20 protein-coding genes are annotated in these 23,516 nt (G+C 39.5%); 8 read left to right on the forward strand and 12 right to left on the reverse strand.

Going from position 1 to position 23,516, the window contains the following annotated elements; translation table 11 throughout:
• Both V7Q04_RS09040 and V7Q04_RS09045 read right to left on the reverse strand, forming a co-directional pair.
• Entirely contained in the window at window positions 1-3,126 is a 3,126-nt protein-coding gene (locus V7Q04_RS09040; protein WP_333804671.1) for an efflux RND transporter permease subunit, read from the reverse strand.
• Entirely contained in the window at window positions 3,123-4,262 is a 1,140-nt protein-coding gene (locus V7Q04_RS09045) for an efflux RND transporter periplasmic adaptor subunit (protein WP_333804672.1), read from the reverse strand. Before V7Q04_RS09045 ends, V7Q04_RS09040 begins: the two co-directional genes overlap by 4 nt.
• Before the next feature lie 114 nt (window positions 4,263-4,376).
• Here V7Q04_RS09045 and V7Q04_RS09050 point away from each other — a divergent pair, with 114 nt between their 5' ends.
• Window positions 4,377-4,802 carry a bacteriohemerythrin gene (locus V7Q04_RS09050; protein WP_333804673.1) on the forward strand — a complete coding sequence of 142 codons (426 nt, stop codon included), beginning with the start codon at window positions 4,377-4,379 and terminating at the stop codon, window positions 4,800-4,802.
• Window positions 4,803-4,818: 16 nt separating this feature from the next.
• On the opposite strand, the gene V7Q04_RS09055 is transcribed toward V7Q04_RS09050, so the two are convergent.
• A complete protein-coding gene (locus V7Q04_RS09055; RefSeq protein ID WP_333804674.1) occupies window positions 4,819-5,511 on the reverse strand; it encodes a rhodanese-like domain-containing protein in 693 nt (230 codons plus the stop codon).
• Window positions 5,512-5,605: 94 nt separating this feature from the next.
• Between V7Q04_RS09055 and V7Q04_RS09060 the strand changes: the two genes are divergently transcribed.
• Window positions 5,606-6,022, forward strand: a complete 417-nt coding sequence (locus V7Q04_RS09060; protein WP_333804676.1) for a pyridoxamine 5'-phosphate oxidase family protein — start codon at window positions 5,606-5,608, stop codon at window positions 6,020-6,022.
• A gap of 23 nt (window positions 6,023-6,045) precedes the next feature.
• Here V7Q04_RS09060 and sstT read toward each other — a convergent pair whose 3' ends face one another.
• Both sstT and luxS read right to left on the reverse strand, forming a co-directional pair.
• A complete protein-coding gene (sstT, locus tag V7Q04_RS09065; protein WP_333804677.1) occupies window positions 6,046-7,254 on the reverse strand; it encodes a serine/threonine transporter SstT in 1,209 nt (402 codons plus the stop codon).
• A gap of 225 nt (window positions 7,255-7,479) precedes the next feature.
• Window positions 7,480-7,980, reverse strand: coding sequence for an S-ribosylhomocysteine lyase (gene luxS, locus V7Q04_RS09070; RefSeq protein ID WP_333804678.1), 501 nt, complete (start codon window positions 7,978-7,980; stop codon window positions 7,480-7,482).
• An 83-nt stretch (window positions 7,981-8,063) separates the two neighbouring features.
• Between luxS and V7Q04_RS09075 the strand changes: the two genes are divergently transcribed.
• From V7Q04_RS09075 to V7Q04_RS09090, 4 genes are all read left to right on the forward strand, one after another.
• Entirely contained in the window at window positions 8,064-9,887 is a 1,824-nt protein-coding gene (locus V7Q04_RS09075; protein ID WP_333804679.1) for a Na/Pi cotransporter family protein, read from the forward strand.
• Complete coding sequence (locus V7Q04_RS09080) at window positions 9,884-10,123, forward strand: hypothetical protein (protein WP_333804680.1); 240 nt, start codon at window positions 9,884-9,886, stop codon at window positions 10,121-10,123. Before V7Q04_RS09075 ends, V7Q04_RS09080 begins: the two co-directional genes overlap by 4 nt.
• Window positions 10,116-10,880, forward strand: a complete 765-nt coding sequence (locus V7Q04_RS09085) for a hypothetical protein (protein ID WP_333804682.1) — start codon at window positions 10,116-10,118, stop codon at window positions 10,878-10,880. The genes V7Q04_RS09080 and V7Q04_RS09085 overlap by 8 nt, the downstream gene beginning before the upstream one ends.
• A 237-nt stretch (window positions 10,881-11,117) precedes the next feature.
• The gene (locus tag V7Q04_RS09090) at window positions 11,118-11,312 is read left to right on the forward strand and encodes a hypothetical protein (protein WP_333804684.1); all 195 of its coding nucleotides are present in this window, start codon (window positions 11,118-11,120) and stop codon (window positions 11,310-11,312) included.
• A gap of 114 nt (window positions 11,313-11,426) precedes the next feature.
• Here the strand turns inward: V7Q04_RS09090 and nifJ are convergent, their stop codons facing one another.
• Together nifJ and V7Q04_RS09100 are read right to left on the reverse strand one after the other, a co-directional pair.
• On the reverse strand, window positions 11,427-14,993 hold the full coding sequence (gene nifJ / locus V7Q04_RS09095) for a pyruvate:ferredoxin (flavodoxin) oxidoreductase (RefSeq protein ID WP_333804685.1): 3,567 nt from the start codon (window positions 14,991-14,993) through the stop codon (window positions 11,427-11,429).
• 174 nt (window positions 14,994-15,167) lie between these two features.
• Window positions 15,168-15,806: an HAD family hydrolase gene (locus tag V7Q04_RS09100; protein WP_333804686.1), complete on the reverse strand. Its 639-nt coding sequence runs from the start codon at window positions 15,804-15,806 to the stop codon at window positions 15,168-15,170.
• A 114-nt stretch (window positions 15,807-15,920) separates the two neighbouring features.
• Here V7Q04_RS09100 and V7Q04_RS09105 point away from each other — a divergent pair, with 114 nt between their 5' ends.
• Together V7Q04_RS09105 and V7Q04_RS09110 are read left to right on the forward strand one after the other, a co-directional pair.
• Entirely contained in the window at window positions 15,921-17,426 is a 1,506-nt protein-coding gene (locus V7Q04_RS09105; protein WP_333804687.1) for a DASS family sodium-coupled anion symporter, read from the forward strand.
• Window positions 17,427-17,556: 130 nt separating this feature from the next.
• Entirely contained in the window at window positions 17,557-18,360 is an 804-nt protein-coding gene (locus tag V7Q04_RS09110; protein ID WP_333804688.1) for a DUF4197 domain-containing protein, read from the forward strand.
• A 3-nt stretch (window positions 18,361-18,363) separates the two neighbouring features.
• Here V7Q04_RS09110 and V7Q04_RS09115 read toward each other — a convergent pair whose 3' ends face one another.
• The 5 genes from V7Q04_RS09115 to V7Q04_RS09135 form a co-directional block, all read right to left on the reverse strand.
• Window positions 18,364-19,170 carry a mechanosensitive ion channel family protein gene (locus V7Q04_RS09115; protein WP_333804689.1) on the reverse strand — a complete coding sequence of 269 codons (807 nt, stop codon included), beginning with the start codon at window positions 19,168-19,170 and terminating at the stop codon, window positions 18,364-18,366.
• 12 nt (window positions 19,171-19,182) lie between these two features.
• Window positions 19,183-20,193 (reverse strand): OmpA family protein, encoded by a 1,011-nt coding sequence (locus V7Q04_RS09120; RefSeq protein WP_333804691.1) that lies wholly within the window; start codon window positions 20,191-20,193, stop codon window positions 19,183-19,185.
• A 79-nt stretch (window positions 20,194-20,272) separates the two neighbouring features.
• Window positions 20,273-21,778 (reverse strand): peptide-binding protein, encoded by a 1,506-nt coding sequence (locus V7Q04_RS09125; protein WP_333804692.1) that lies wholly within the window; start codon window positions 21,776-21,778, stop codon window positions 20,273-20,275.
• Between the two features lie 250 nt (window positions 21,779-22,028).
• On the reverse strand, window positions 22,029-22,568 hold the full coding sequence (locus V7Q04_RS09130) for a YbhB/YbcL family Raf kinase inhibitor-like protein (RefSeq protein WP_333804693.1): 540 nt from the start codon (window positions 22,566-22,568) through the stop codon (window positions 22,029-22,031).
• 73 nt (window positions 22,569-22,641) lie between these two features.
• Window positions 22,642-23,508 carry a helix-turn-helix transcriptional regulator gene (locus V7Q04_RS09135; RefSeq protein ID WP_333804694.1) on the reverse strand — a complete coding sequence of 289 codons (867 nt, stop codon included), beginning with the start codon at window positions 23,506-23,508 and terminating at the stop codon, window positions 22,642-22,644.
• Window positions 23,509-23,516 lie beyond the last annotated feature (8 nt).

Here is a 23,516-nt window from a genome sequence, read left to right on the forward strand (position 1 = left end):
TTAAACCTCCCCTACCATCGTCGCATGGTGCTGACGTTTTGAAAACATTCCTCGAACCAACACAAAAAAGAGTGGTACGAGAAAAATCGCTAAAAAAGTTGCACTCAGTGTCCCTCCAATAATGCCCGTACCAATCGAAATACGACTATTAGCACCCGCACCCGTAGAGAGAGCCAGAGGCAGAACACCTGCTATAAACGCTAAGGATGTCATCAAAATAGGTCTTAACCTCAACTTTGCACCCTCGACGGCTGCTTCTAAAAGTGTGGCTCCTCTGTTGTAGGAAGCTTCCGCAAACTCGACAATCAAAATGGCATTTTTAGAAGAGAGCCCGATAGTGGTTAAAAGAGCCACTTGGAAATAAACATCGTTTTCTAACCCTCGAAGCGAAGCGGCTAAAACAGAGCCAAAAACACCCAAAGGAATAACCAATAGAACGGAAAAAGGTACAGCCCAACTCTCATAAAGGGCGGCTAAACATAAAAAGACGACCAAGATAGAAATGCTATAAAGTTTAACCGTTTGACCACTGGAGAGTCTTTCTTGGTACGAAAGTCCACTCCACGCAAAGCTTGTACCTGCAGGTAAAGCCTGTGCTAGGGCTTCCATTTTATCCATTGCCACGCCTGAACTCACACCGGGTGCGGCTGAGCCTTGAATTTCATACGACGCAAGACCATTGTATCGGGTCAAACTTTGCGCGCCATATGTCCATCCTGTGGTTGCAAAAGCAGAAAAAGGCGTCATCACATCTTGGCTGCTTTTCACATACCAGCCATCCAAATCTTCAGGCTTGGAGCGAAAATCCACATCCCCTTGTGCATAAACTTTTTTGATGCGTCCACGATCAACAAAGTCATTGACATATTTACCTGCCCATGCGTAGCTGAGGGTATCGTCAATGTCAGAGAGCGAAAGTCCAAGTGCTACAGCTTTGGCTTCATCAATTTTCACTTTGAGTTGCGGTGTTTCACCCAAGCTTCCTAAACGAACCGCGCTAAATAGGCTCTCTTGACGCACATTGCTGAGCAAGGTGTCACGAAATGTTTTAAATTGTTCACGATTGGTATCGGAAAGCGCTTGAAGTTGAAAGCTAAAGCCATTGCTTTGTCCTAAGCCTTGTATAGCAGGAGGATTGAGCGAAAAAATCTGCGCATCTCGCACACGTGAAAGGTTTTGAGTTGCGCGATTTGAGATGGTATCGGCTCTGTTGTAAACGCCTGGTCTTTGATCCCAATCTTTAAGTGCTATAAACGCCATACCTGCATTTTGACCACTTCCGCTAAAGCTAAACCCTGAAATGGTAAAAAGGGCTTCGGTATTGTTAGACTCATCATTTAAAAAGTAACGCTCAATTTCACGGGCTACCGCATCACTACGTTTAAATGAAGCACCTTCTGGCAAGCTGAACTGCACCATACTGTTACCTTGGTCTTCACTCGGTAAAAAGCCTGTTGGAAGGCGTGTGATTAAAAGTGCCATCACAGAAGCGATAATGCCATAAAGAAGCATCCAACGAAGTGGTTTTATGATAATAGCGCCTACATGTCCTTTATAACGCTCAATCAAAGCATCAAATGTTTGATTAAACCAGCCAAAAAAACCATGACTATGGGTTTCAACATGCGGCTTTAACAATGAAGCGCAGAGTGCTGGTGTTAACGTCAACGCCACGATAACGGAGAGAATCATCGAAGAGACGATGGTAATGGAAAATTGACGGTAAATAACCCCCGTTGAGCCTCCAAAAAACGCCATAGGAAGAAAAACAGCCGAAAGCACTGTCGCAATACCAATCAGCGCACTGGTGATTTCTCGCATCGACTTCTCCGTCGCTTCCACAGGAGAAAGATGTTCTTCGCGCATAATACGCTCAACGTTTTCAACGACGACAATCGCATCATCCACCAAAAGACCGATGGAAAGTACCATACCAAACATCGTTAGGGTATTGATGGAGTAACCAAAAACCTCTAAAACGCCAAACGTACCTAAAAGAACAACAGGAACAGCAATAGCAGGAATCAACGTAGCACGCCAATTTTGCAAAAAGACAAACATAACGACAACGACAAGTAAAATCGCTTCAAACAGGGTTTTAACGACCTCTTCAATCGAAATGCGAATAAACTTTGTGCTATCTCTCGGATACGCCACTTTATAGCCATCAGGCATCGTAGGTTCCATCTTCGCAACCATTTTTTTAATGCGATCAGCCGTGGAAAGCGCATTGGCACCAGGAGCCAACATAACCGCAAGTCCCGATGCAGGGTGCCCGTTGAGTCTGGTCACATTGTTGTAACTCTCGCTGCCAAGCTCCACACGCGCTACATCACTTAAGCGAACAATAGCGCCGTTACTATCGCTTTTAACGATAATATTAGAAAACTCTTCCGCCGTTTGCAGTTGCGATTTTGCCGTTACGGTTGCATTAAGCTGTTGATCTGCATTGCTTGGGAGCGCACCAATACTACCCGCAGAAACTTGAACATTTTGTGCGATAATAGCGTTGCTGATATCGGAGGGCATTAAGTTATACGAAGCGAGTTTATTAGGATCAAGCCAAATACGCATGGCATACTGACCGCCAAAGACCTGTACGGTACCAACACCCTCTAAACGCGCAATCGGATCTTGCATATTACTGAGCAGGTAATCGGCAACATCCACCGACATTTTGGTATCGGTGGTGTCATACAACGAGATAATCATCAAAAAGTCATTTTGTGCTTTGGTAACGCGCACACCTTCATTTTGAACGGACTTTGGAAGACGCGTGGTAATTTGGGCGACTTTGTTTTGCACTTGAACTTGTGCCGTGTCCGCATCCGTGCCTTTTTGAAAGGTCACATCAATACGTGCTGAACCAGAAGAGCTACTGCTCGATGTAAAATACAAAAGCCCATCTAATCCCGTGAGTTGTTGCTCAATAATCTGAATAACACTGTTTTCAACGGTTTGTGCCGAAGCGCCTGTATAGGTTGTGTCAACACGAATGGTGGGAGGTGCGACATCGGGGTATTGAGCAACAGGTAAGCTCAAAATTGACCCTATACCTGCAAGCATAATAACGATGGAGATAACCCACGCAAAAATGGGTCTATGAATAAAAAAATGTGCGATCATTGTGCTTTACCCAAGGTCGCAGTCACATCAACCACGCGAACGGTATCGCCAACACGTACCTTATTGGTACCTTCGACAACAACACGGTCCGTAGCATTTAACCCACTGTTAACAAGCCATGTATCGCCTATGACACGATCCGTTATTAACACACGTTTTTCTATTTTATTCTCAGCGGTCACAATCAGTGCGGTTGCATTGCCTTTAGGATCACGCTGAACCCCTTGTTGTGGGACTAAAACAGCATCGGCATCAATCGCTTCATCTATGACAGCTCGCACATACATGCCGGGAAGTAAAATTCCATCAGGATTAGGAAATGTCGCACGAAGGGTTACAGAACCTGTACTTTCATCAACGGCTATCTCTTGAAATTGAAGATTACCGCTGTGCTGATACACACTACCATCTTCCAGTTTTAAAGAAAGCTTCGTACTACCATGCGTTACACCTTTTCGTGCCAAAAGGGCTCTCAACTTCAAAAGTTGTGTACTCGACTGCGTAAGGTCCACATAAATAGGGTCAAGCACACGAATGGTCGCAAGGGAAGTCGTTTGCCCTGCTGTTACAAGTGCGCCAACCGTGTCACTTGATGTACCAATACGCCCACTAATAGGTGCTTTTATTTTTGTATATTCTAAATTAATACGTGCGCTCTGCAATGCTGCTTTTTTCCCTTCTACCGTTGCGAGTGCTTGTAAATAGGCGGCTTTTGCATCTTCCATATCTTGTTTTGAAACACCGTCTATTTTGACAAGATCCGCATAACGCTCACTTTTCAAACGTGTTGCTTCCAGTGTTGCTTCCGCATTTTGCAGTGTTGCTTTGGCTTCATCAAAGGCAGATTGGTAACTAGCAGGGTCGATTTGATAGAGCACCGTCTCCTTTTTTACAAAAGAGCCCTCTTCAAAAAGACGTGCTTGAATAATGCCGCCTATTTGCGGACGAATTTCTGAACTGAGTGTTGCTTTTGTCCGACCAGGAAGCTCACGCGTCAATGTGACATTTTGAGAGCTGAGGGTATAAACACCTACTTCTACTGGCATAGCAGACTTGACAGATTTGTTCTCCTGCGAACAACCAAGCCATAAAAAAGGCAACAGTAACAAAAGAGATTTGAGGGCTTTAAAAATCATATTATTTCCTTGTAAATTATGAACGCCATTTTACACCACTTATGTTAACCGAACCTTGCACAAATAGAGCAAAAGCGTGCTAGAATAGCATAAATTATTTTATGAGGAATATCAGTGACCATTGAATGGGATGAGCGTTTTAGCCTGCATCACGAGCTTCTCGATAAACAGCATCAAGAACTTTTTGAACTTGCTAACGCAGCACAAAAACTTGATCCGAACAACGCAAATAAAGAGGAACTGGGAAGGCTTTTTAAAGAGTTTTATGACTATATGGCAAAACATTTTAAAGAGGAAGAGGCGTATATGCAGAGCCTTGATTATCCTCTCTTGGAAAAACATAAGAAATTTCATGAGAGTATCATTGATGGGATGACTAAAATTTTAAAAGAGAAAAAAGGGGTGGCTGAACTTCAAAAAAGCATCCAAATGATCGCTAAGAAATGGCTCGTTGAACATATCTTGGAAAATGATCTCCAAATTGAAAAATGGCGTAAAAGCATTACGGTCACAGATGAAGATGTCGTTTCCTTTCTTTAATCCCTTTACATGTAAACTACTTTTGAGGCTGAATCACACTCAATCCAAGTGCTAACCAATCTTGCAAGCCTCCTCGATACCACAACAGCTTTTCTTTTGGATAGCCTATTTTGATCAGCTTTCCCATCGCCATACTAGACTGTGCGCACCAAGGACCATTGCAGAAAAAAAGTGCTGTTTTAGCGTGACTAAAATCATACGTATCGCCTTTTTTTTCAAACCCTAAGAGTTTTTTTACCCGCTCAAAATCTTCAGGAATCGCTTCATCATACTCAATCTCATCAAAGGGAATATTGACACTACTAGGTATGGTCATCTGCTCATACCAATCCCGTTTACGAGCATCGACTAAAATATAAGCATTAGGATTTGCATTGGCTTTGTTCTTAATAAAATCAAGCACTTCAAGCTCTCCAACCGTCACGATGCCTTCTCCCATACTCATCGGCTGTATCTTACCCACCGTTGTTACGAAGCTTTTTTGGCATGCAGGTGGAACATTGTTACCTGCATAATTTCCACTAAAAACATCATCAGGATTGATTCCCACAGGCATACACGCAGCAGGAACAATACGTTCTATGAAAACCTCTTTGAGTGTTCCATTGTCCCGTTGATGGGTTGTTTTCACACCTGTGAGTTGTAAAACCATTGGACTTTCAGCCAAAAGCATACTCGATAAAAGAGATAAAACTAAAATTCTACGCACGCGTGACTCCTTGCAGTTTCTAACGCTATCGTAACCCGTTTAAAATTTAAAAGAGAGAAAGAAAATATGTTATACTTTTTTCCAAAGGATAACCATGTTAGACTCTGCTATTAGTACTTTTATCACAAAACACCATCTTCTTACATTGGCCACATGTAAAGACAATCTCCCTTATTGCACCAGCTGTTTTTATGCATTTTTGGATGAAAGTGCCACTTTTGTCATCGCAACCGATATTCATAAAACAAGGCATGGCAAAGAGGCATTGGAAAACGCTCACGTAGCAGGGACAGTTGCCTTAGAGACCAAAATCGTGGGAAAGATTCAAGGAGCACAATTTACGGGGATATTTAAAGAAGCAAGTGAAAGTGAGAGAAAGGCTTATTTTAAGCGCTTTCCATACGCCTTAGCGATGCTGCCAACCCTTTGGAGCATCGAGGTAACGTATCTTAAATTTACCGATAACACATTAGGTTTTGGCAAAAAATTGGAGTTTATAGCCTCCAATTAATGCCAAATAGTCTATCTGTAAAATTATAAGTTAAGTGGTTTATCGGAACATGCCGCTGTAAACACAACGTCCGTTGAACTGTTAAGCGCTGTCTCTGTTGAGTCTTGAATAACACCGATTAGGAAACCAATCGCCACAACTTGCATCGCAATCTCATCACTAATACCAAAAAGACCGCACGCAAGAGGAATCAAAAGAAGTGATCCACCTGCAACACCTGAAACACCCGCAGCTGCAATACTTGCAACGACACTGAGTAAAAGTGCGGTTGGGATATCTACTGAAATACCAAGGGTATTGACCGTTGCAAGCGTTAAAACAGTAATGGTTACCGCTGCTCCTGCCATATTAGCAGTTGCCCCTAAAGGAATAGAGATAGAGTAGGTATCTTCATGAAGCCCTAATTTTTTGCACAATGCCATATTTACGGGAATATTCGCTGCCGAACTTCGTGTAAAGAATGCTGTTACACCGCTCTCTTTTAGACATGTGAACACTAAAGGATAAGGGTTGCGTTTGGTTTTGACATACACAATGATTGGATTAAGAACAAGCGCTACAAAAACCATTGTTCCGACAAGAATAATGAGTAACTTTCCATAACCAAGGAGTGCTGCAAAACCCGTCTCTGCAAATGTTTCAGCTACTAAACCTAAAATACCAAATGGTGCAAGGCTAATAACCGCTTGAACGATTTTTGTCATCGCATCACTGACATCTTTCATCATTTGCTTTGTGTGGTTACTGCTATGGTGCAGTGCAATACCTGCTGCAATTGCCCAAGTTAATACACCAATATAATTGCCTGTAGAGAGTGCTTTGATAGGATTGTCAACCATGCTAACTAAAAAGCCTTTAACAACGGCAATAATGCTACTTGGAGGAGTAAGTCCAGCATCTGAAACATTGGCAAGAACCAAAGTGACAGGAAAAGAGAAGCTCACAATAACAGCGATCAATGCTGATAAAAGTGTTCCAATAGCATAGAGCTGAACAATAGGTTTAATGTTTGTCTGAACACCTACTGGTTTTGTAGCAATTGCTGTTGCTACCAGTACTAAAACCAGCACAGGCGCAACCGCTTTAAGTGCACCAACAAACAGTTTTCCTAAAATCGAAACAGCCATCGCAGCTGTCGGAGAAACAAGAGCGATAATAACGCCCACTACCATACCAATCAGTATGAGAACAATCAAGTTGCCCTCTTTATACTTTGCGACTAAACGCTCCATATGAACCTTCCTTACTCAAAATGTGTGTATCTAAACTAATATTCTCTTTAAAGAAAAGTACTAATCATATAAAAAAGGTTCTTATGGGTGTGTTAAAATGATTAAAATTTGTGAAAAATATAAAGTATTGAAAACACGTGGGCTTTCTACAGAAGAAAACCACGTGTTCATGGAGTCTTTAAAGCTTTGGATTTAAAGGGATGTCAAGAGTCTAAAATCACTTACTTACAGCTTGGACGTATCAAGTTTTAAGGCTTCGTTATTCATTACGCCAATGTCTGTGCTTAAAATGGTTGAAGCGATAGTGTGAGCCTCATCCAATGAGTGCATTTTATAGGTTCCGCACTGATACACATTAAGCTCTGGAATATCGTTTTCACTCTTAACCTGTAAAATGTCTTTCATAGAAGCTTTCCATGCATCGACAACGCGTTGTTCATTTGGTGTGCCAATCAAACTCATATAAAAACCTGTTCGGCACCCCATCGGTGAAATATCGATAATCTCGACACCTTGACCATTAAGATGGTTACGCATAAAGCCCGCAAAAAGATGTTCTAAGGTATGAATACCTCTTTCTGGAAGTATGGCTTCGTTGGGTTTACAAAAACGAAGATCAAATACGGTGATCTCATCGCCATGAGGTGTTTTCATCGTTTTAGCAACTCTGACCGCGGGTGCTGGCATTTTGACGTGATCTACACAAAAACTGTCTAGTAATGGCATAGTAACTCCTTTTTTTATTCTATTTTCTTGAAAAAAGTGTACAATAATTTGCCATACATCCTCTTTACATGTAAAGGAATATTGTGAAACGACTGTTCCTCCTTGTGGTTATTCTCGCATCGTCATATGCCTTTATTCAAAGTACAAATATTCTTCATATTGCAGCAGGTGTGGCTATCTTTTTATTTGGTATGCGTAATCTTGAAGAGGGATTTCGTTTCTTTGTAGGCGGACTTCTCGACAAATTTCTCAAAAAAATCACGAACAATCTCTATAAAAGTATTCTCTTTGGTGCCATCACAACAACCCTCATGCAATCCAGTGGGTTGGTTGCGGTTATCGCCATATCCTTTATCAGTGCAGGGCTCATCAGTGTTGCACAAGGTATTGGCATCATTTTGGGTGGAAATATTGGCACAACAACAGGCGCTTGGCTTATTGCAGGACTGGGGCTTAAGATCAACATCGCGACTTACGCACTTCCGATGCTCGTCTTTGGAACACTGCTGATTTTTCAAGAGAGTAAACGCCTCAAAGGAATTGGTTACGCCCTTACTGGGCTTGGCTTCTCTTTTTTGGGAATAGCGTACATGAAAGAGGGTTTTGATGCTTTTAAGGAGACCATCGATCTCACACAATACTCTGCTGATGGCTTTAGTGGTCTGATTTTATTTACATTAGTTGGTGCGGGCATGACGATCATCATGCAATCCTCGCATGCATCGCTGGTACTCATTTTAACAGCACTTTCTGCTTCGCAAATCACCTATGAAAATGCGATTGCACTCACCATTGGTGCCAATATTGGGACAACTATCACAGCCATTTTGGGCGCATTTGGAGCTGGCTATGAAGGTAAAAAACTTGCGGGTGCTCATTTTTTAATTAACAGTCTCACAGGCTTTTTACTCATCTGGTTTGTGCCACAATTCATCCATTTCATAGACCTTACAGCACCTTTTTTAGGCATTGCTCAGCATGATTATACGCTTAAACTTGCCCTTTATCATACCTATTTTAACCTCATATGTGTTCTCTTGTTTGCACCGCTCGTGCATGGATTGGTTGCCTTGCTCAATCATCTCTTTAAACCTGCGCCAACGCTTGAGAGTGAAAGCGATGATGTCATGTTTATCAACGAAAGCGCATTAGATTTTCCAGACACGGCACAAGCAACACTTCTCAAAGAGACTAAACATCTTTACAACAATGTCTTTGACATTATCGCTCAAGGACTCAGCGTTACAAAAGAAGACATCAACTCAGGCATGGAAATTGATGATATTTTAAAGCTACGCAATGTGGCAATGTATGTCAATATGGATGAGTATTATGAAAAACGTATCAAAGAAATTTATGGCAAAATCATAAACTTTGCAATTCTAGCACAAGGCAAGTTTTCCAACGAAAGTAACACCCAACTTATTCCGATTAAAAATGCTACTATTGAAATTGTTGAAGCATTTAAAGCCTCAAAACATATGCAAAAAAACATGCTTCGATACATCGACTCCGAGAATGAAGACATACGAAACGAATACAATCATATTCGCAGAAATCTTATTAAACATCTGCGCAACATGCAACTGATCGTCAATACATCTGAAGAAGATATCGCAGTTTTACTGCTCAGTAAACTCCAACTCGATGCTCAAAAATATGACATAGCCGCAAACAAATCGCTCGACAATCTCATTCGTACCAATAAAATAACCTACACGATGGCAACGTCCCTAATGAACGATACGACATATGCCTATACCATTGCATCAGAACTTACCAAAGTGGCGCATACCCTTTTCATTCATACCGATACCGAGTTTTCAGAAGGTCGTGAAGCTTTGATCTTAGATGAGACAGAAGTAACCGATTTAACGCATCCAACTGAGCCAAGGAGTAACACATGAATGGCTTAAAATTTATTCATAAAATTCAAGAGTTGTTTGGGATCTTGTCTGTAAATGAAGAGAGTTCAAAAAAACAGACCATCAAAGAACTGCTTAAAAAACTCAAACTTAGACATATTTTTCTTAAGAAAGAACTCAAAAATGAGACCGATATTATCAAGCGTGAAGCCATTCATGACAGCATCAAAATTATTAAAAAACAGATAAAAAAAGGCAAGGACATCTTGGATGATTAAACTCTTCTTTATCTTGCTTCTCTTTTTTTCGGGTTGTTCTACGACCAATCCCCAAGAGAAAATAGGTGAAGTCCTGCAATCCCATGGGGCTGCGTCCTTGCATTATGATTACAGCAAAGTTGTTGAAAATCTTATCCTTTACAAAGAAAAACTCGACCTTCGCAATCCAAAAGGTTATAGTAAAGAGACGCAAAACTACATTCAAAATGAGATGCGTACCTCAAAAAACACCATTCGCATGAAATACAATGGAGTACATCTCAAATCCTACGATGACTATTTGCGTATTGCTTTTGATAAAAACAACCCTATCCCCGATCGTAATGACTTTTTGATCATTGGACTTTATAAATTGATCTGGGAAACCTATAAAATAGGTGAAGGTCATCAAATTACGACACTCTCCTATAACCAAGAGGCGTTTAATAAACTTTACTATTACCTTGAAGTAGTGAAGTGGAAAGTTAAAACAGCTAAAGATAAAAATGACAATTACCTTTTCCTCACGTGGCAAAACAACTGGCAAGTCGAGTTTCAAAACAGGCTTCATGCAGGAGAAAGCCCTTCTTGGGAGATGCTTGAGAATCTTGCTTTCATCAAAAATCATAAAGAGAGCATTTTGGATTCTTCTAACTTCAACTTTGAAATACTGCTCAGTCAAATCATTTTTCAAGTTAAAAACAGTGCCAGACTCATTGGTAAAGAACCCGTTGATATAGGCATTGATGCCATGATCAGTCTGGTTTTATTTTTATAGGCGTTTTTTCAAAACGCTTTTACGCCACAAAGCAAAGCATTTGTGCCTACGTTACACTGGGTTACTAAAGCTTGCCAACGTTGTTGGCAGAAATAAATTTACAGGTATTTTTTCAAAACGCTTTTACGCCACAAAACAAGTATTTGTGTCTATGTTACTAGGTCTAAAGCTTGATCTCGCTCAATCTTTTTAGTATTTTTTTTAACTATAATACACAAAATTAACAAGGAGTCATTTATGGAAATCAACAATATTCAAGTATGTAACGTCTGCTTAAGATCAAGCGATGAGAGCCAAGGTTCTGTTTTTATCAAAGCAATGAAAAACGGTGAAGAGATTCACGTGTGTACAGGATGTATCCCTCATATTATTCACGGTAGTGGTGATGTGGTTAAATCAAATGCTCAAGTAGCTTCTGAAATTCAAAAGTAAAAAGTGTAAAAAAAAGGTGTTTGGCTCGAACGAGCCAAACACCTTTTTTAATGCAATCGTAAAAGAGAGGAGAATCACTTCTCCTCACCTCTCTTCTCTTTCAAACAATAAGGCTTATTCAGCCGCTGGTAACTCATTTGAAAAATCTGCACTTGCTAAACGGTTAAGTTGTCTCCATCTTCGTTGAGCATCTTTTTTATTGTGATCAAAAAGTGCTTGTGCATGTTCAGGATTTGACTTTTTAAGTGACGCATAACGTACTTCGTTCATCAAGAAATCATCATACAATGACCAATCAGGCTCTTTTCCTGTAATTTTAACAGGATTTTTACCTTCTGCTTCTAAACGAGGGTCATAGGTATAAATTGGCCAGTAACCACATTTGGTAGCAAGTTCACCTTGGTTACCAGATTGTCCAAGACCGCCTTTAATACCATGTGCAATACATGGTGAGTACGCGATGATAAGAGAAACACCTGGATACGCTTCAGCTGCTTCAAATGCTTTGATGGTTTGAGCTGCAGATGCATTAGAGTTGATTTGCGCAACAAATACGTTACCGTATGTCATAGCGATATAGCCAAGATCTTTTTTCTGACTTGGTTTTCCAGCTGCTGTAAACTGAGCAATAGAACCAGCACGTGATGATTTTGAGCTTTGACCACCAGTATTTGAGTAAACCTCAGTATCAAGTACTAAAATATTTACATCTTCACCACTGGCAATAACATGATCCAATCCACCGTAACCGATGTCATATGCCCAACCGTCTCCACCAAAAATCCATTGTGATTTTTTTGAGATGTACTGTTTTAGACTTAAAATAACATCTGCACCAGCAGCTGTTGGATTTGCTTGTAAAAGAGGTACTAAAAGATCACGAATCTCTTCACTTTTTGCTCTATCGTCTCTAAATTCAATCCAATCTTTATAAAGCGCTGCAATAGCATTTGGAGCTTTTTCAAGCGATGAATCCATTACAGAGTGAATTCTATGACGCATTGTCTCATTTGCTACATGCATACCAAGACCAAACTCAGCATTGTCTTCAAAGAGTGAGTTTGCCCATGCTGGACCATGACCTTTATCATTTTTACGGTACGGTGTTGATGGAGCAGAACCACCATAAATTGATGAACATCCTGTTGCATTGGCAATCATCATGCTATCACCAAAGAGTCTGGTTGCTAATGTAATATAAGGCGTTTCACCACAACCTGGGCATGCCGCATGGAACTCAAAGAGTGGTTTAGCAAATTGAGCACCCTTAACAGTATTTTTAGAAAGAATATCATCTTTATAGGTCACTTTTTTGAAGAGGTAGTCTGCATTGACTTGCTCACCTGCTTCAATGCTCTCTTGCAATGGAACCATAACCAAAGATTTCTCTTTTGTAGGACATGCTTCCGCACAAAGATCACATCCGGTACAGTCAAGAGAAGAGACTTGGATTTTGTATTTTAGACCTTTAAGTTCTTTTCCTTTTGCTTCCAAAGCATGTGTTTTAACACCCTCAGGAGCAGCTGCAAATTCTGCATCATTGATAAGGAATGGACGAATAACGGCATGTGGACACACAAAAGCACATTGGTTACATTGAATACAATTTTCTTCAATCCATTTTGGAACCATGACGCCAACACCACGTTTTTCGTATTCAGTTGTTCCATGTTCAAACGTACCATCTTCGTAACCCTTAAAGACAGAAACTGGCAAAGTATCGCCACGTGCTGCATTAATAGGTTTTGCAATTGCTTCAACAAATGGAGTACCTTTATAGCTTACAACGTCTTGTACTTTGACTTCATCTTTGAGATTTGCCCATGAAGGATCAACCTCAACTTTAATCAAACCATTAGCACCAACATCAATTGCTTTGTAGTTAAGCTCAACAATTTGTTCACCTTTTTTGTGATAGGTTTTGTATGCTTGTTTTTTCATAAAAGCTTGTGCTTGTTCAAAATCAATAATCTCTGCAAGTTTAAAGAAAGCAGATTGCATAATGGTATTGCTTCGATTACCCAAACCAATATCACGCGCTAATTTTGTAGCGTTAATGATGTAAAACTTGACTTTTTTAGTCGCTAAAATACGTTTTACTTTGTTAGGAATTCTCTTAATTGTCTCATCCGCATCCCAGATAGAGTTAAGCAAGAATGTACCATTTTCTCTGATACCATCAATAACGTCATATAACTCAAGGTATGCAGCCACAGAACAGGCGACAAAGTGTGGGTTAGAAACTAAGTAAGTTGAGCGAATTGGGTGTTTTCCAAAACGCAAGTGAGAACGGGTAAAACCACCTGATTTTTTGGAGTCATACGCAAAGTATGCTTGTGCATACATGTCTGTCTCATCACCGATGATTTTAATAGAACTTTTATTCGCACCAACCGTACCATCAGCACCAAGTCCATAGAATAAGCACTCTTTTGTCTCAGGCTCACCTAAACTCATTTTTTCTTTAACGTCAAGTGATTTGAAAGTAACGTCATCAACGATACCTACGGTAAAGTCATTTTTAGGCTCCGCCAATTTTAGGTTTTCAAAAACAGCCAACATTTGTGCTGGATCAACGTCTTTTGAAGATAGACCATAACGTCCACCTACGATGATAGGTGCATTTTTATGACCATAAAACGCTGCTCTCATATCAAGATACAATGGCTCACCAATAGATCCTGCTTCTTTTGTTCTATCTAAAACAGAGATTTTTTTAACAGATTCTGGCATAACATCCATAAGATATTTGATGCTAAACGGACGGTAAAGATGTGGTGTAACGAGACCAACTTTTTCACCTTTACTCATTAAATAATCAATCGTTTCTTTTAAACACTCTGTCACGGAACCCATTGCTACAACAATGTGTTCTGCATCTTTTGCACCATAGTATGTGAAAGGTTTATAATCACGTCCAGTCTCTTTTGAGATCTCAGCCATATAATGCGCTACGATATCAGGTAATGCATCGTAAAATTTGTTTTGAGCTTCTCTACCTTGGAAATAAATATCATCATTTTGCGCAGTACCACGAGTCTTAGGATGCTCTGGGTTAAGAGCTTCATCACGGAAACGCTGAACAGCCTCTTTGTCCAATAATTTATCAAAGACAGCATAATCCATCACTTCAATTTTTTGAATTTCATGTGAGGTTCTAAAGCCATCAAAGAAGTGCATAAATGGAACTCTTCCTTTGATCGCGCATAAGTGAGCAACGCCCGCTAAGTCCATAACTTGTTGAACTGAGCCAGATGAAAGCATTGCATAGCCTGTTTGGCGTGCGGCATAAACATCTTGGTGATCCCCAAAGATAGAAAGTGCATGAGTCGCTAATGTACGAGCACTAACATGAATAACGCTTGGTAACAACTGACCTGCCATTTTATACATATTCGGGATTTTGAGTAATAGACCTTGAGAAGCTGTATACGTTGTGGTGAGAGCACCTGCTTGAAGTGAACCGTGTACCGTACCAGCGGCACCACCTTCACTTTGCATTTCAACAACTTTAACAGGCATTCCAAATAAGTTTTTTTTGCCTTGACTTGCCCAAATGTCGGTAAAATCCGCCATTGGAGAAGAAGGTGTAATTGGGTAAATACCAGCAACTTCGGTAAAGGCGTAAGATGCGTGTGCCGCAGCTTCGTTACCATCCATAGTTTTCATGACTTTAGCCATTAAATTCCCCTTAGTTTATTTTCTCATTCATTCTTTGGTTTGATGATTTTCTCATTCTACTTGGCATTCTCTTAATAACTCATAAATGAAACTTAAGAGCCTGCAATTTAATGAAAGTTTAACCAAGCCTTACGCAAAATCATAGTCTAAAAATATGATAAAGATATAACAAAACTATAGGTGTTTAGCAATCTCTTTAACAGCATCTAATGCATCATGAACTACAAGGGAAGTGTGCTTTTCAAGCTCAAGTTTCGTACTGTAACCACACAAAACACCAATACTTTTCACCCCAGCTTCTTTCGCGCTGATAAGATCCATAGGGGTATCGCCGACCATCCATGTCTGAATGGGATCCGCGTTAAGTGCTAAGAGCGCTTTTTGAATAGGTTCAGGGTGAGGTTTAGGATGCGTAACACTCTCTCTCCCAATAAGCACCTTGAAGTGGTGCATCACACCTAAATGTTCTAAAAGTTCTTCTGAATACTGCGCTGTTTTAGTGGTTACAACACCTAATGTTGCAATTTTAGAAGCGTGTTTAATGGCTTCAAATGCAAGAGGCAAAAGCGTCGTTTTTTTGCGAGAAATAAGTCTGTAATGCCCTTTATAAGCATTAACATAATCATTGGCTTCTAAGGCATCAATTCCAAGCATCATAAACATTTTATCCAAAGGATGTCCGATAAGCTTTTTAATCTGCTCATTCTCTGGTACAAAGCGTCCAAATGTCTCATACGCTACACCAAAACTCTCTAAAATTGCATCGGTCGAATCAATCAACGTACCGTCTAAATCAAATAAAATTGTCTTCATCTTCACCCTTAATATTGCTTTTACTTGTAAAGTATTATTATAACCCAAACTACTAGTAAAACAAAAAGCTTTATTGTTTTACCAGCAGTTTATTTGAATTTATGGAGGTTTAGAATGGGCGCTTTTTTAAAACAGTATGGCTTGTTTGTATCGTTGATAATTTTATGTATTATCATTTCATTGCCAACACCGGAGGGACTAACCATAGCAGGGCATAGAATGCTAGGTCTTTTAGTTTTCTCTGTTATTCTTTGGATGACTGAATGTACTTCTTATCCAGTGAGTGCAGCGATCATCATAACATTGATGGTATTGCTTCTTGGTTTTGCACCAGACATGGCACAACCAGACAAATTTATTGGCACATCGAAAGCATTGACCATGTCACTAGGTGGATTTTCAAATACGGCTTGGGCATTGGTTGGAGCAGCACTTGTTATTTCTATCGCCATGATGAAAACAGGACTTGATAAAAGAATTGCTCTTAATATCCTCTCTATAGTTGGAGCCAAAACAAATCGCATTTTAATTGGTATCATTTTGACAGGGTGTATACTTAGTTTTTTTGTACCATCAACAACGGCTAGAGTTGCCTGTATGGTACCGATTGTTATGGGTGTCATTTCAGCGTTTGGTATAGAAAAACGCACCAAATTTGCAGCCATTTTAATGATAGCTATTGCGCAAGCTGATAGCATTTGGAATGTGGGCGTCAAAACGGCCGCTGCACAAAATATGATTGCAACGAACTTCATTAAACAGATTTTAGGACATGACATTAGTTGGGGTGAATGGTTTATTGCAGCTCTACCTTTTTCAGTTTTGATGTCTATTGCACTCTATTTTGTTCTTCTAAAAATCATGCCTCCTGAAGTCAAAGAGATTGAAGGTGGAAAAGCCGTTATTAAAAAAGAGCTGGAAGCTTTAGGAAAAATTACAGCACAAGAGATCAAACTTGTTGTCATTTCTGTATTTCTCTTGCTCTTTTGGGTGTTGGAGCAGAAAACTTTTGGTGATTTTGGGATAAAAGGTGATTTGGCAAAGACTTTAATTCATCGTTTTGACACTTCATCTATTACTGTTGTCGCTGTTACTTTGATGTTTTTACCTAAAATCGACATCTTAACATGGGAAGATGCAAGTAAAAAAATGGCTTGGGGAACGCTTTTTTTGTTTGGAGTTGGTATCAGTTTAGGAAGTGCTATCATAACAACAAAAGCGGGTGTTTGGCTAGCAAAGTCCATAGTCCCATTCTTTGGACTTTCATACTCTTCTGCATTTATGATACTTGCTATTTTGGCACTTTTTTTGATCATTATTCATTTAGGTTTTGCATCAGCAACAGCTTTGGCAGCTGCCATGATTCCTATTATTATATCAATGCTACAAGAAGTTAAAACACCAGGACTCAATATAATTGGTATGACCATGATTTTACAATATGTTATTAGTTTTGGTTTTATTTTACCTGTCAATGCTCCACAAAATATGATAGCCTATGGAACCGATACATTTACGGTAAAAGAGTTTATTAAGACGGGTATTCCACTTACGATTATAGCGTATGGCTTGATCTTGTTGCTCGCTGCAACGTATTGGAAATGGATAGGACTTGTTTGATAGACAAGAGATGGTTTTTAAAATTGTTACAAAAATCTAAAAGATCTACCAACCACAAAATTTTTATACGTGTTGGTAGATCTTGTTGTTTTCAAAACAATAGACTTTCAGAGCATTATAAAGGAGAAATATGTTATCCAAAAAACTGATTCTTTTGGCACCACTTTTACTGTGTGCCGCCAACTGGCAAGATGCTGTCAATACAGCAATCAACGAGACATCAACCCCTAAAACAACCTCACAAGCGGGAGCGAATACCTCGCAAAGCAGTGCAACTTCAGGCATCAAAGAAGCCCTGAGTCTTGGTGCCCAACAAGCCGTTTCTCTTCTTGGCAAAGAAGGAGGATTTCTCAACAACAGTGCTGTGAAAATTCCACTCCCCGCATCTATGAAACCTGTAGCAACCGCTGCTGAAAAATTGGGTGGAAAAAGTTACGTGGATGATTTTGTTAAAACTATGAACAGTGCGGCAAGTAAATCCGTACCAAAAACAGCTTCTATTTTGAGTGATACCATCTCAGCGATGAGTGTTGAAGATGCGAATGCTATCGTCAAGGGTAGTAATACTGCCGCAACAGATTATTTCAAAACAAAAGCTGGAACGAAATTGCTCAGTGCCATTATGCCGATTATCAAAGAGAGTATGAGTGAAAGTCAAGTCATGAGTTCTTACCAGAGCCTTAAAGGTTTTACAGGTGGAAGTAGTGCCACATCAGGACTTTCCAATAACGCAATGGTTGGACAAGCGTCATCTATTGCAAAAGGATTTGGAATGGGAGATGCCGTTCCGAGTGGAGATGAAAATATTGAAGATTATATTGGTCGCAAGACGCTTGATGGACTTTTTTATATGATAGCAGAAAAAGAAAAAGCCCTTCGCAGCAACCCACTTGCTAGTGGAAGCTCCATTATTCAACAGGTATTTGGAAAGTAGTAATTAAGACTCGGACAAAGGAGGATGAGGAATACTTATCCTCTTTTCATCAAACGCAAGCTTCACTTTCTCTGTCATAGAAAAACTCACCGTTGCAGTGTCTTCATTTTTCACCCAAAAACGTACCACAAGTTTTACACTCGTTTGTGCTAATTCGCTTACGGCAACAAACGGAGCAGGTTCATTTAGGACTTTTGACTCTTTATCAACAATCTCTTGCAATGTCTCTTTTGCCAAACGAAGGTCATCTTCATAACCAATATTAAAGGTCAAATCAACACGAGAGGTAGGTTTTGCGGAAAAATTGATGATATTTTTACCAATGACAGCAGAATTGGGGATGATAATTTGTTTATTATCACCTGTTTTAAGAACGACACTGAAAAGATTCAACTCTTCAACCGTGCCATTTTCTCCTGCAACTTGTACAGAATGACCAATTTTAAAAGGACGGAAAAATACGAGTAAAATGCCAGCACCGACATTAGAAAGAGTACCTTGAAGCGCTAAGCCAATCGCAAGTCCTGCAGTACCAAGAACGGCTAGAAAAGAGGTGGTGTTAATGCCTAAATTGCTTAAAGCCGCTAGGATTATCACCACCAAAAGACCAAAATAAATTACATTGGAAAAAAAGCTGGTAATGGTTTCATCAATTTTTGACTTGCGCATTCCTTTAACAACAATCGCTGTTAAAAGAGCGGCTATTTTCTTACCAATAAAAAAAATCAGTAAAGAAGCAAGTACTTTCATCCCGTAAAGAGTGACAAAATTGACAATAACAGTCCAGCTTAAATCCATATGTAAATTCATTATAATCCTAAATTATTTTTTGAAAACGGCGTCAACTCTTCTGTTTTCCGCACGACCAGCTTCAGTGTCGTTAGTTGTTACAGGTTTACTCTCACCAAACGCTTCAGTCGTGATTTTTGCATTAGCAATACCAAGTGTTGATAAAGCTTTTGCAACTGCTTTTGCACGTTGGTCTGAAAGTTTTTGGTTATAAGCATCACTACCTTTAGAATCGGTATGTCCTTCAAGTACAACACTGTAACCTGGATTTTGTTTCATAAAGTCTGCAACTTTTTGAATCTCAGGCATGAATTCAGGTTTTACAGCTGATTTGTCAAAATCAAATTTTACATGTAAACGAATGATTTTTGGACAACCATCAGCGTCAACAACGGTACCTTTTGGAGTATTTGGACATTTATCTTTATCATCGTATACACCATCACCATCGCTATCAATTGGAGCTGCTTTTGCTACAACTGGTGCTACAACTGGTGCTGCTTTTGCTGCAATTGGTGCAGATTTTGCGTCGAAAGGAATGGTAAAGCCAAGGCTGTAGAACATGTTGTTATCACCACCTTGGAATTTAATAGCATGACGAACTTCCGCTTTAAGTGCAAAACTATCAGTTACCCAATATTTTACACCACCACCGTATTGTGCGAACATACTGTCTCTATTTTGAAGTTGTACATTGCTGACATCTTCATAACCAAGACCAATTAAAGCATACAAACTAGCTTCTGGAGTAAGTTTATACTCTTTCACGATGTTTGCATAGTATCGGTTGAAGTCTGTATCATCCGTTCTACCTGCTTTGTAATCAACATTGTCTGTTCTATCGTAACCAAGCTCAATTTGACTTACAATATTGTTGTCAAGGTTGATACCAAATCTCAAACCGTATGTCAATTGATTTTTAAGATCAAGATTTCCCTCTGATAAAACACCACCGATAGTTGGTGTTACCTCATAGTTGTATGCAGTTGGTGCTGCAAATGCCATAGATGCTACTGCCGCTAATGAAAACAAAGTTTTTTTCATGTTTTTTCCTTTAACCTAATATTTCTAAGATTTTGTGTGTGAAGAGGAGAATTATAGCACAGATTTGAGTATATGAAGATTAATATTCTGGTTTAATCCAATCAATGGCATTGTGCATAACCCCAATTATCGAGGTTGAAACAGGTGTGATCTCTTTATTAACAACCGTGATTTCATTAGGAATTACCAAAAAGAGATACGGATTGTCGGCAACGATTTTTGCAAAAATTTTCCGATAGAGCGCATCAAATTTTTCTTGGTCAACTATTTGTTCAGCTTCTTTAATCCATTGATCTACTTCAAGATTTTCATAACCAATAAAATTAAACCCACCTTTACGGCTTGACTCACTGTGCCAAATGCTGTAGGCATCAGGCTTAAGCCCTAAAGACCAGCCCATTAAAACAGCTTCAAACTTACGAGGTGTTATAACTGTATTTAAAAATGCTTGCCACTCCATAATACGAAGTTTCATCACAACACCCGCTTTTTTGAGTTGATGTTGGAGAATTTGTGCCGAGTAACTGCCACTTCCATTGGCACTCGTACTCAGTTCAAACGCAAAAGGATGCGACTCATCATAGCCTGCTTCTTTCAAAAGAGCTTTTGCTTTTTCAATATTAGGTCTTGGCGCTTTAACGCTTTCATTAAAGGCACCTGTTCCTGGTAAAAAAGGTCCTGTGCAAACTTTGCCATGTCCAAAATATAAAATATCGACCAACTCCTGACGATCAATCGCTAAAGAGAGTGCTTCACGAACGCGTGGGTCTTTAAATTTCTCAGATCTTAAATTAAATCCCATATACGAAAAATTATGAGCGATGTCTTCATAAATAGCATAGTGTTTGCGAAAATTTGCATCAATTTGACGCTCTAATTGCAAAGGGGAAAGTGAACCAACATCAAGCTTATAAGACTTGAGCATCAAAAATTCTGCCGAACGATCCGGTAAATAGTGAAAAATAATCTGATCAAGATTAGGCTTGTGAATAAAATAATGTGGATTGCCATCTAAAACAATATCTTTAGAGATGTTAAATTGTGTGAGTGTGTAAGGGCCTGTTCCCAGTGGATTTTGATTGAATTTACTTGTCATCAGATCCGCTTCATTTTTAAGCTTATGTTCTGGCAATATCTCCATCATCCACACTTCAAGCGCTTTAAAATAAGGATATTTGTATTTCACTTCTACCGTAAATTCATCTAACATTTTCACGTATTTAATGTGCATAAATCCTGATGCATACGGTGTAAAAATTTTAGGAGAAATAATTGTCTCATAGGTAAAGAGAACATCTCGTGCAGTAAAAAGTGTTCCATCACTCCATTGAACATCATGCTTTAGCTCAAAGATCAATGTCGTGTCATCCACAAAGTGGTAACTTTGCGCAAGATCGGGGATAATATTCGCATCTTTATCGTATTTGATCAATCCATTAAAAATCCACTGTGCAACATCTGAACTGGTTTTATCGGTGGAAAGGATAGGATTGAGACGACTGGGATTGGCTGAAATGGGAAGATGCAATGTGGCTGCAAAAAGAGGATACGTAAAAAAAAGGATGATGATTAGAAGTGTTTTCATAGAGAGGATTATAACATATTCAGCTTTGAGGCAAAAAAGCTTTTATTTTTAAAATTAGGCATAAAAAAAGCTTCCAGACCGGGCAATCTGGAAGCTGATTTTTAAAGTTGTTAAGTGATTCACAAAAAGGAGGTAATTGTCTTGGTAGTGAAAGTATAGAGTAGTTGTTTAAACGCTCTATTAATCTTTCGTAAACAAAAAGTTAATAGGAGTCTTTTTCTCTCTTTTGTGATTCAAATAACGTAAAAACTTAACGTTGATAGTACGAAACCAATGTCGCTTTTGAAAGCGTATGTGCATTGAGCATAAAACCAACAAGGGCAGGTGAAGCAGAAGCATCCAACGGGAGCTTATCGACGCTTAGAGCATGAACCGTAAAAAAATAACGGTGCGCTTTATCTCCTTTAGGTGGGCATGCCCCTGTAAAACCTCCTTTTCCAGCATCCGTGATACTTTGTACCGCTGAAATACTAACGGGCTTGCTCATATCACCAAAGTTTGTTGGTAAAGATACTGTGGTAGATGGAATGTTAAAAACAACCCAATGCCACCAGCCACTTCCCGTTGGAGCATCGGGGTCGTACACGGTTATTGCAAAACTCTTCGTGCCAATTGGCGCATTGATCCAATGCAGTTCTGGTGAGATACCTAGTCCATCACACCCAAAACCTGAATCTTCTTGTGTTTTCGTTAATTGTCCAGCAAGATCACTACTCAAAAGCGTAAATTCGCCTGAAAATAGTGAACTGACACCCAATAAGAGCGCTATGATACCATGTCTAATTTTCATAAAAATCCTTTTATTTTAAATTTCAAGGATTATTTTACAGGTAAAAAGAACTTCAGCGTTAGTCTGTAAAGTTCTACTTTTTATCTGTGAAGTTTTTCGGTGCTTGTGCATAGCGCTCTTTGAAGAGTCGTGTAAAGTGAGACTGGCTTTTAAAGCCTGCCCTAAATGACGCCTCCCCAATACTAAGTCCTCCTTTTTTAATTAAGAAATGTGCCCGTTCCACTCTCTTATCTAATATCCACTTCATAGGTGAGGTATTTAATTGCAATGCAAACTCTGTTTTAAACGCACTCAAACTTCTGCCACTGCGTTTCGCAAACTCTGCAATGCTCCAATTTTGGGTAAAACATTCTTCCATAAACACTTTAAGATCAATCCCTCGGGGAAGGAGTGTCTGAAAGAATGAGACCAGTTTTTCGCCCTCACGAGAGCCTAAGAGCAACAGTAACAGTTCTTGCAGTTTTAATGCCAAAATCTTATCCACAAAGGCAGGCTTCTGTTCAATAAAAGGTAAAAGAGAAAGTGCAGTACTTTTCATGATAGGCGTGAGTTCTATCTTACAAAAAGGCTCTGGCTTGGCGTTGAGCATCGATACGGGTAAAGGCATTTCTTGTAAAACTGACGTTAACCAATGGGCAATAATGTTTTCATCAAAAAAGATGAGTAAACATGTATAATTTCCATTTTCACACACCTCGCTCATCACATACTCACCGCGTGATAAAAAAAATGCCTCTCCTGCTTTGACCTCAACATCACCATTGTGAGTATGAAGCATCTTTTTGCCCTCTAAAATGATATTGAGAAGATTTTGTTCCATATATGCTTCGGCTTTGTAGTGATCTTGCACCGAAAAATAACGCGCTATCACGATACCATTGGCTTCAATCGCATGATCGTTATAATTTTTTTTAATGTAATCGATGACGTGAATGGACATCAGCTTTC

This window comes from Sulfurospirillum sp., from assembly GCF_036802865.1.
GTDB lineage: Bacteria > Campylobacterota > Campylobacteria > Campylobacterales > Sulfurospirillaceae > Sulfurospirillum.

Bases quoted from the DNA above. Each gene is read 5' to 3' on its own strand.
- V7Q04_RS09040 (WP_333804671.1), bottom strand. From the start codon at position 3,126: ATGATCGCACATTTTTTTATTCATAGACCCATTTTTGCGTGGGTTATC.
- V7Q04_RS09045 (WP_333804672.1), bottom strand. From the start codon at position 4,262: ATGATTTTTAAAGCCCTCAAATCTCTTTTGTTACTGTTGCCTTTTTTA.
- V7Q04_RS09060 (WP_333804676.1), top strand. From the start codon at position 5,606: ATGTTAGACTCTGCTATTAGTACTTTTATCACAAAACACCATCTTCTT.
- sstT (WP_333804677.1), bottom strand. From the start codon at position 7,254: ATGGAGCGTTTAGTCGCAAAGTATAAAGAGGGCAACTTGATTGTTCTC.
- luxS (WP_333804678.1), bottom strand. From the start codon at position 7,980: ATGCCATTACTAGACAGTTTTTGTGTAGATCACGTCAAAATGCCAGCA.
- V7Q04_RS09080 (WP_333804680.1), top strand. From the start codon at position 9,884: ATGAATGGCTTAAAATTTATTCATAAAATTCAAGAGTTGTTTGGGATC.
- V7Q04_RS09085 (WP_333804682.1), top strand. From the start codon at position 10,116: ATGATTAAACTCTTCTTTATCTTGCTTCTCTTTTTTTCGGGTTGTTCT.
- V7Q04_RS09090 (WP_333804684.1), top strand. From the start codon at position 11,118: ATGGAAATCAACAATATTCAAGTATGTAACGTCTGCTTAAGATCAAGC.
- nifJ (WP_333804685.1), bottom strand. From the start codon at position 14,993: ATGGCTAAAGTCATGAAAACTATGGATGGTAACGAAGCTGCGGCACAC.
- V7Q04_RS09100 (WP_333804686.1), bottom strand. From the start codon at position 15,806: ATGAAGACAATTTTATTTGATTTAGACGGTACGTTGATTGATTCGACC.
- V7Q04_RS09105 (WP_333804687.1), top strand. From the start codon at position 15,921: ATGGGCGCTTTTTTAAAACAGTATGGCTTGTTTGTATCGTTGATAATT.
- V7Q04_RS09110 (WP_333804688.1), top strand. From the start codon at position 17,557: ATGTTATCCAAAAAACTGATTCTTTTGGCACCACTTTTACTGTGTGCC.
- V7Q04_RS09115 (WP_333804689.1), bottom strand. From the start codon at position 19,170: ATGAATTTACATATGGATTTAAGCTGGACTGTTATTGTCAATTTTGTC.
- V7Q04_RS09120 (WP_333804691.1), bottom strand. From the start codon at position 20,193: ATGAAAAAAACTTTGTTTTCATTAGCGGCAGTAGCATCTATGGCATTT.
- V7Q04_RS09125 (WP_333804692.1), bottom strand. From the start codon at position 21,778: ATGAAAACACTTCTAATCATCATCCTTTTTTTTACGTATCCTCTTTTT.
- V7Q04_RS09130 (WP_333804693.1), bottom strand. From the start codon at position 22,568: ATGAAAATTAGACATGGTATCATAGCGCTCTTATTGGGTGTCAGTTCA.
- V7Q04_RS09135 (WP_333804694.1), bottom strand. From the start codon at position 23,508: ATGTCCATTCACGTCATCGATTACATTAAAAAAAATTATAACGATCAT.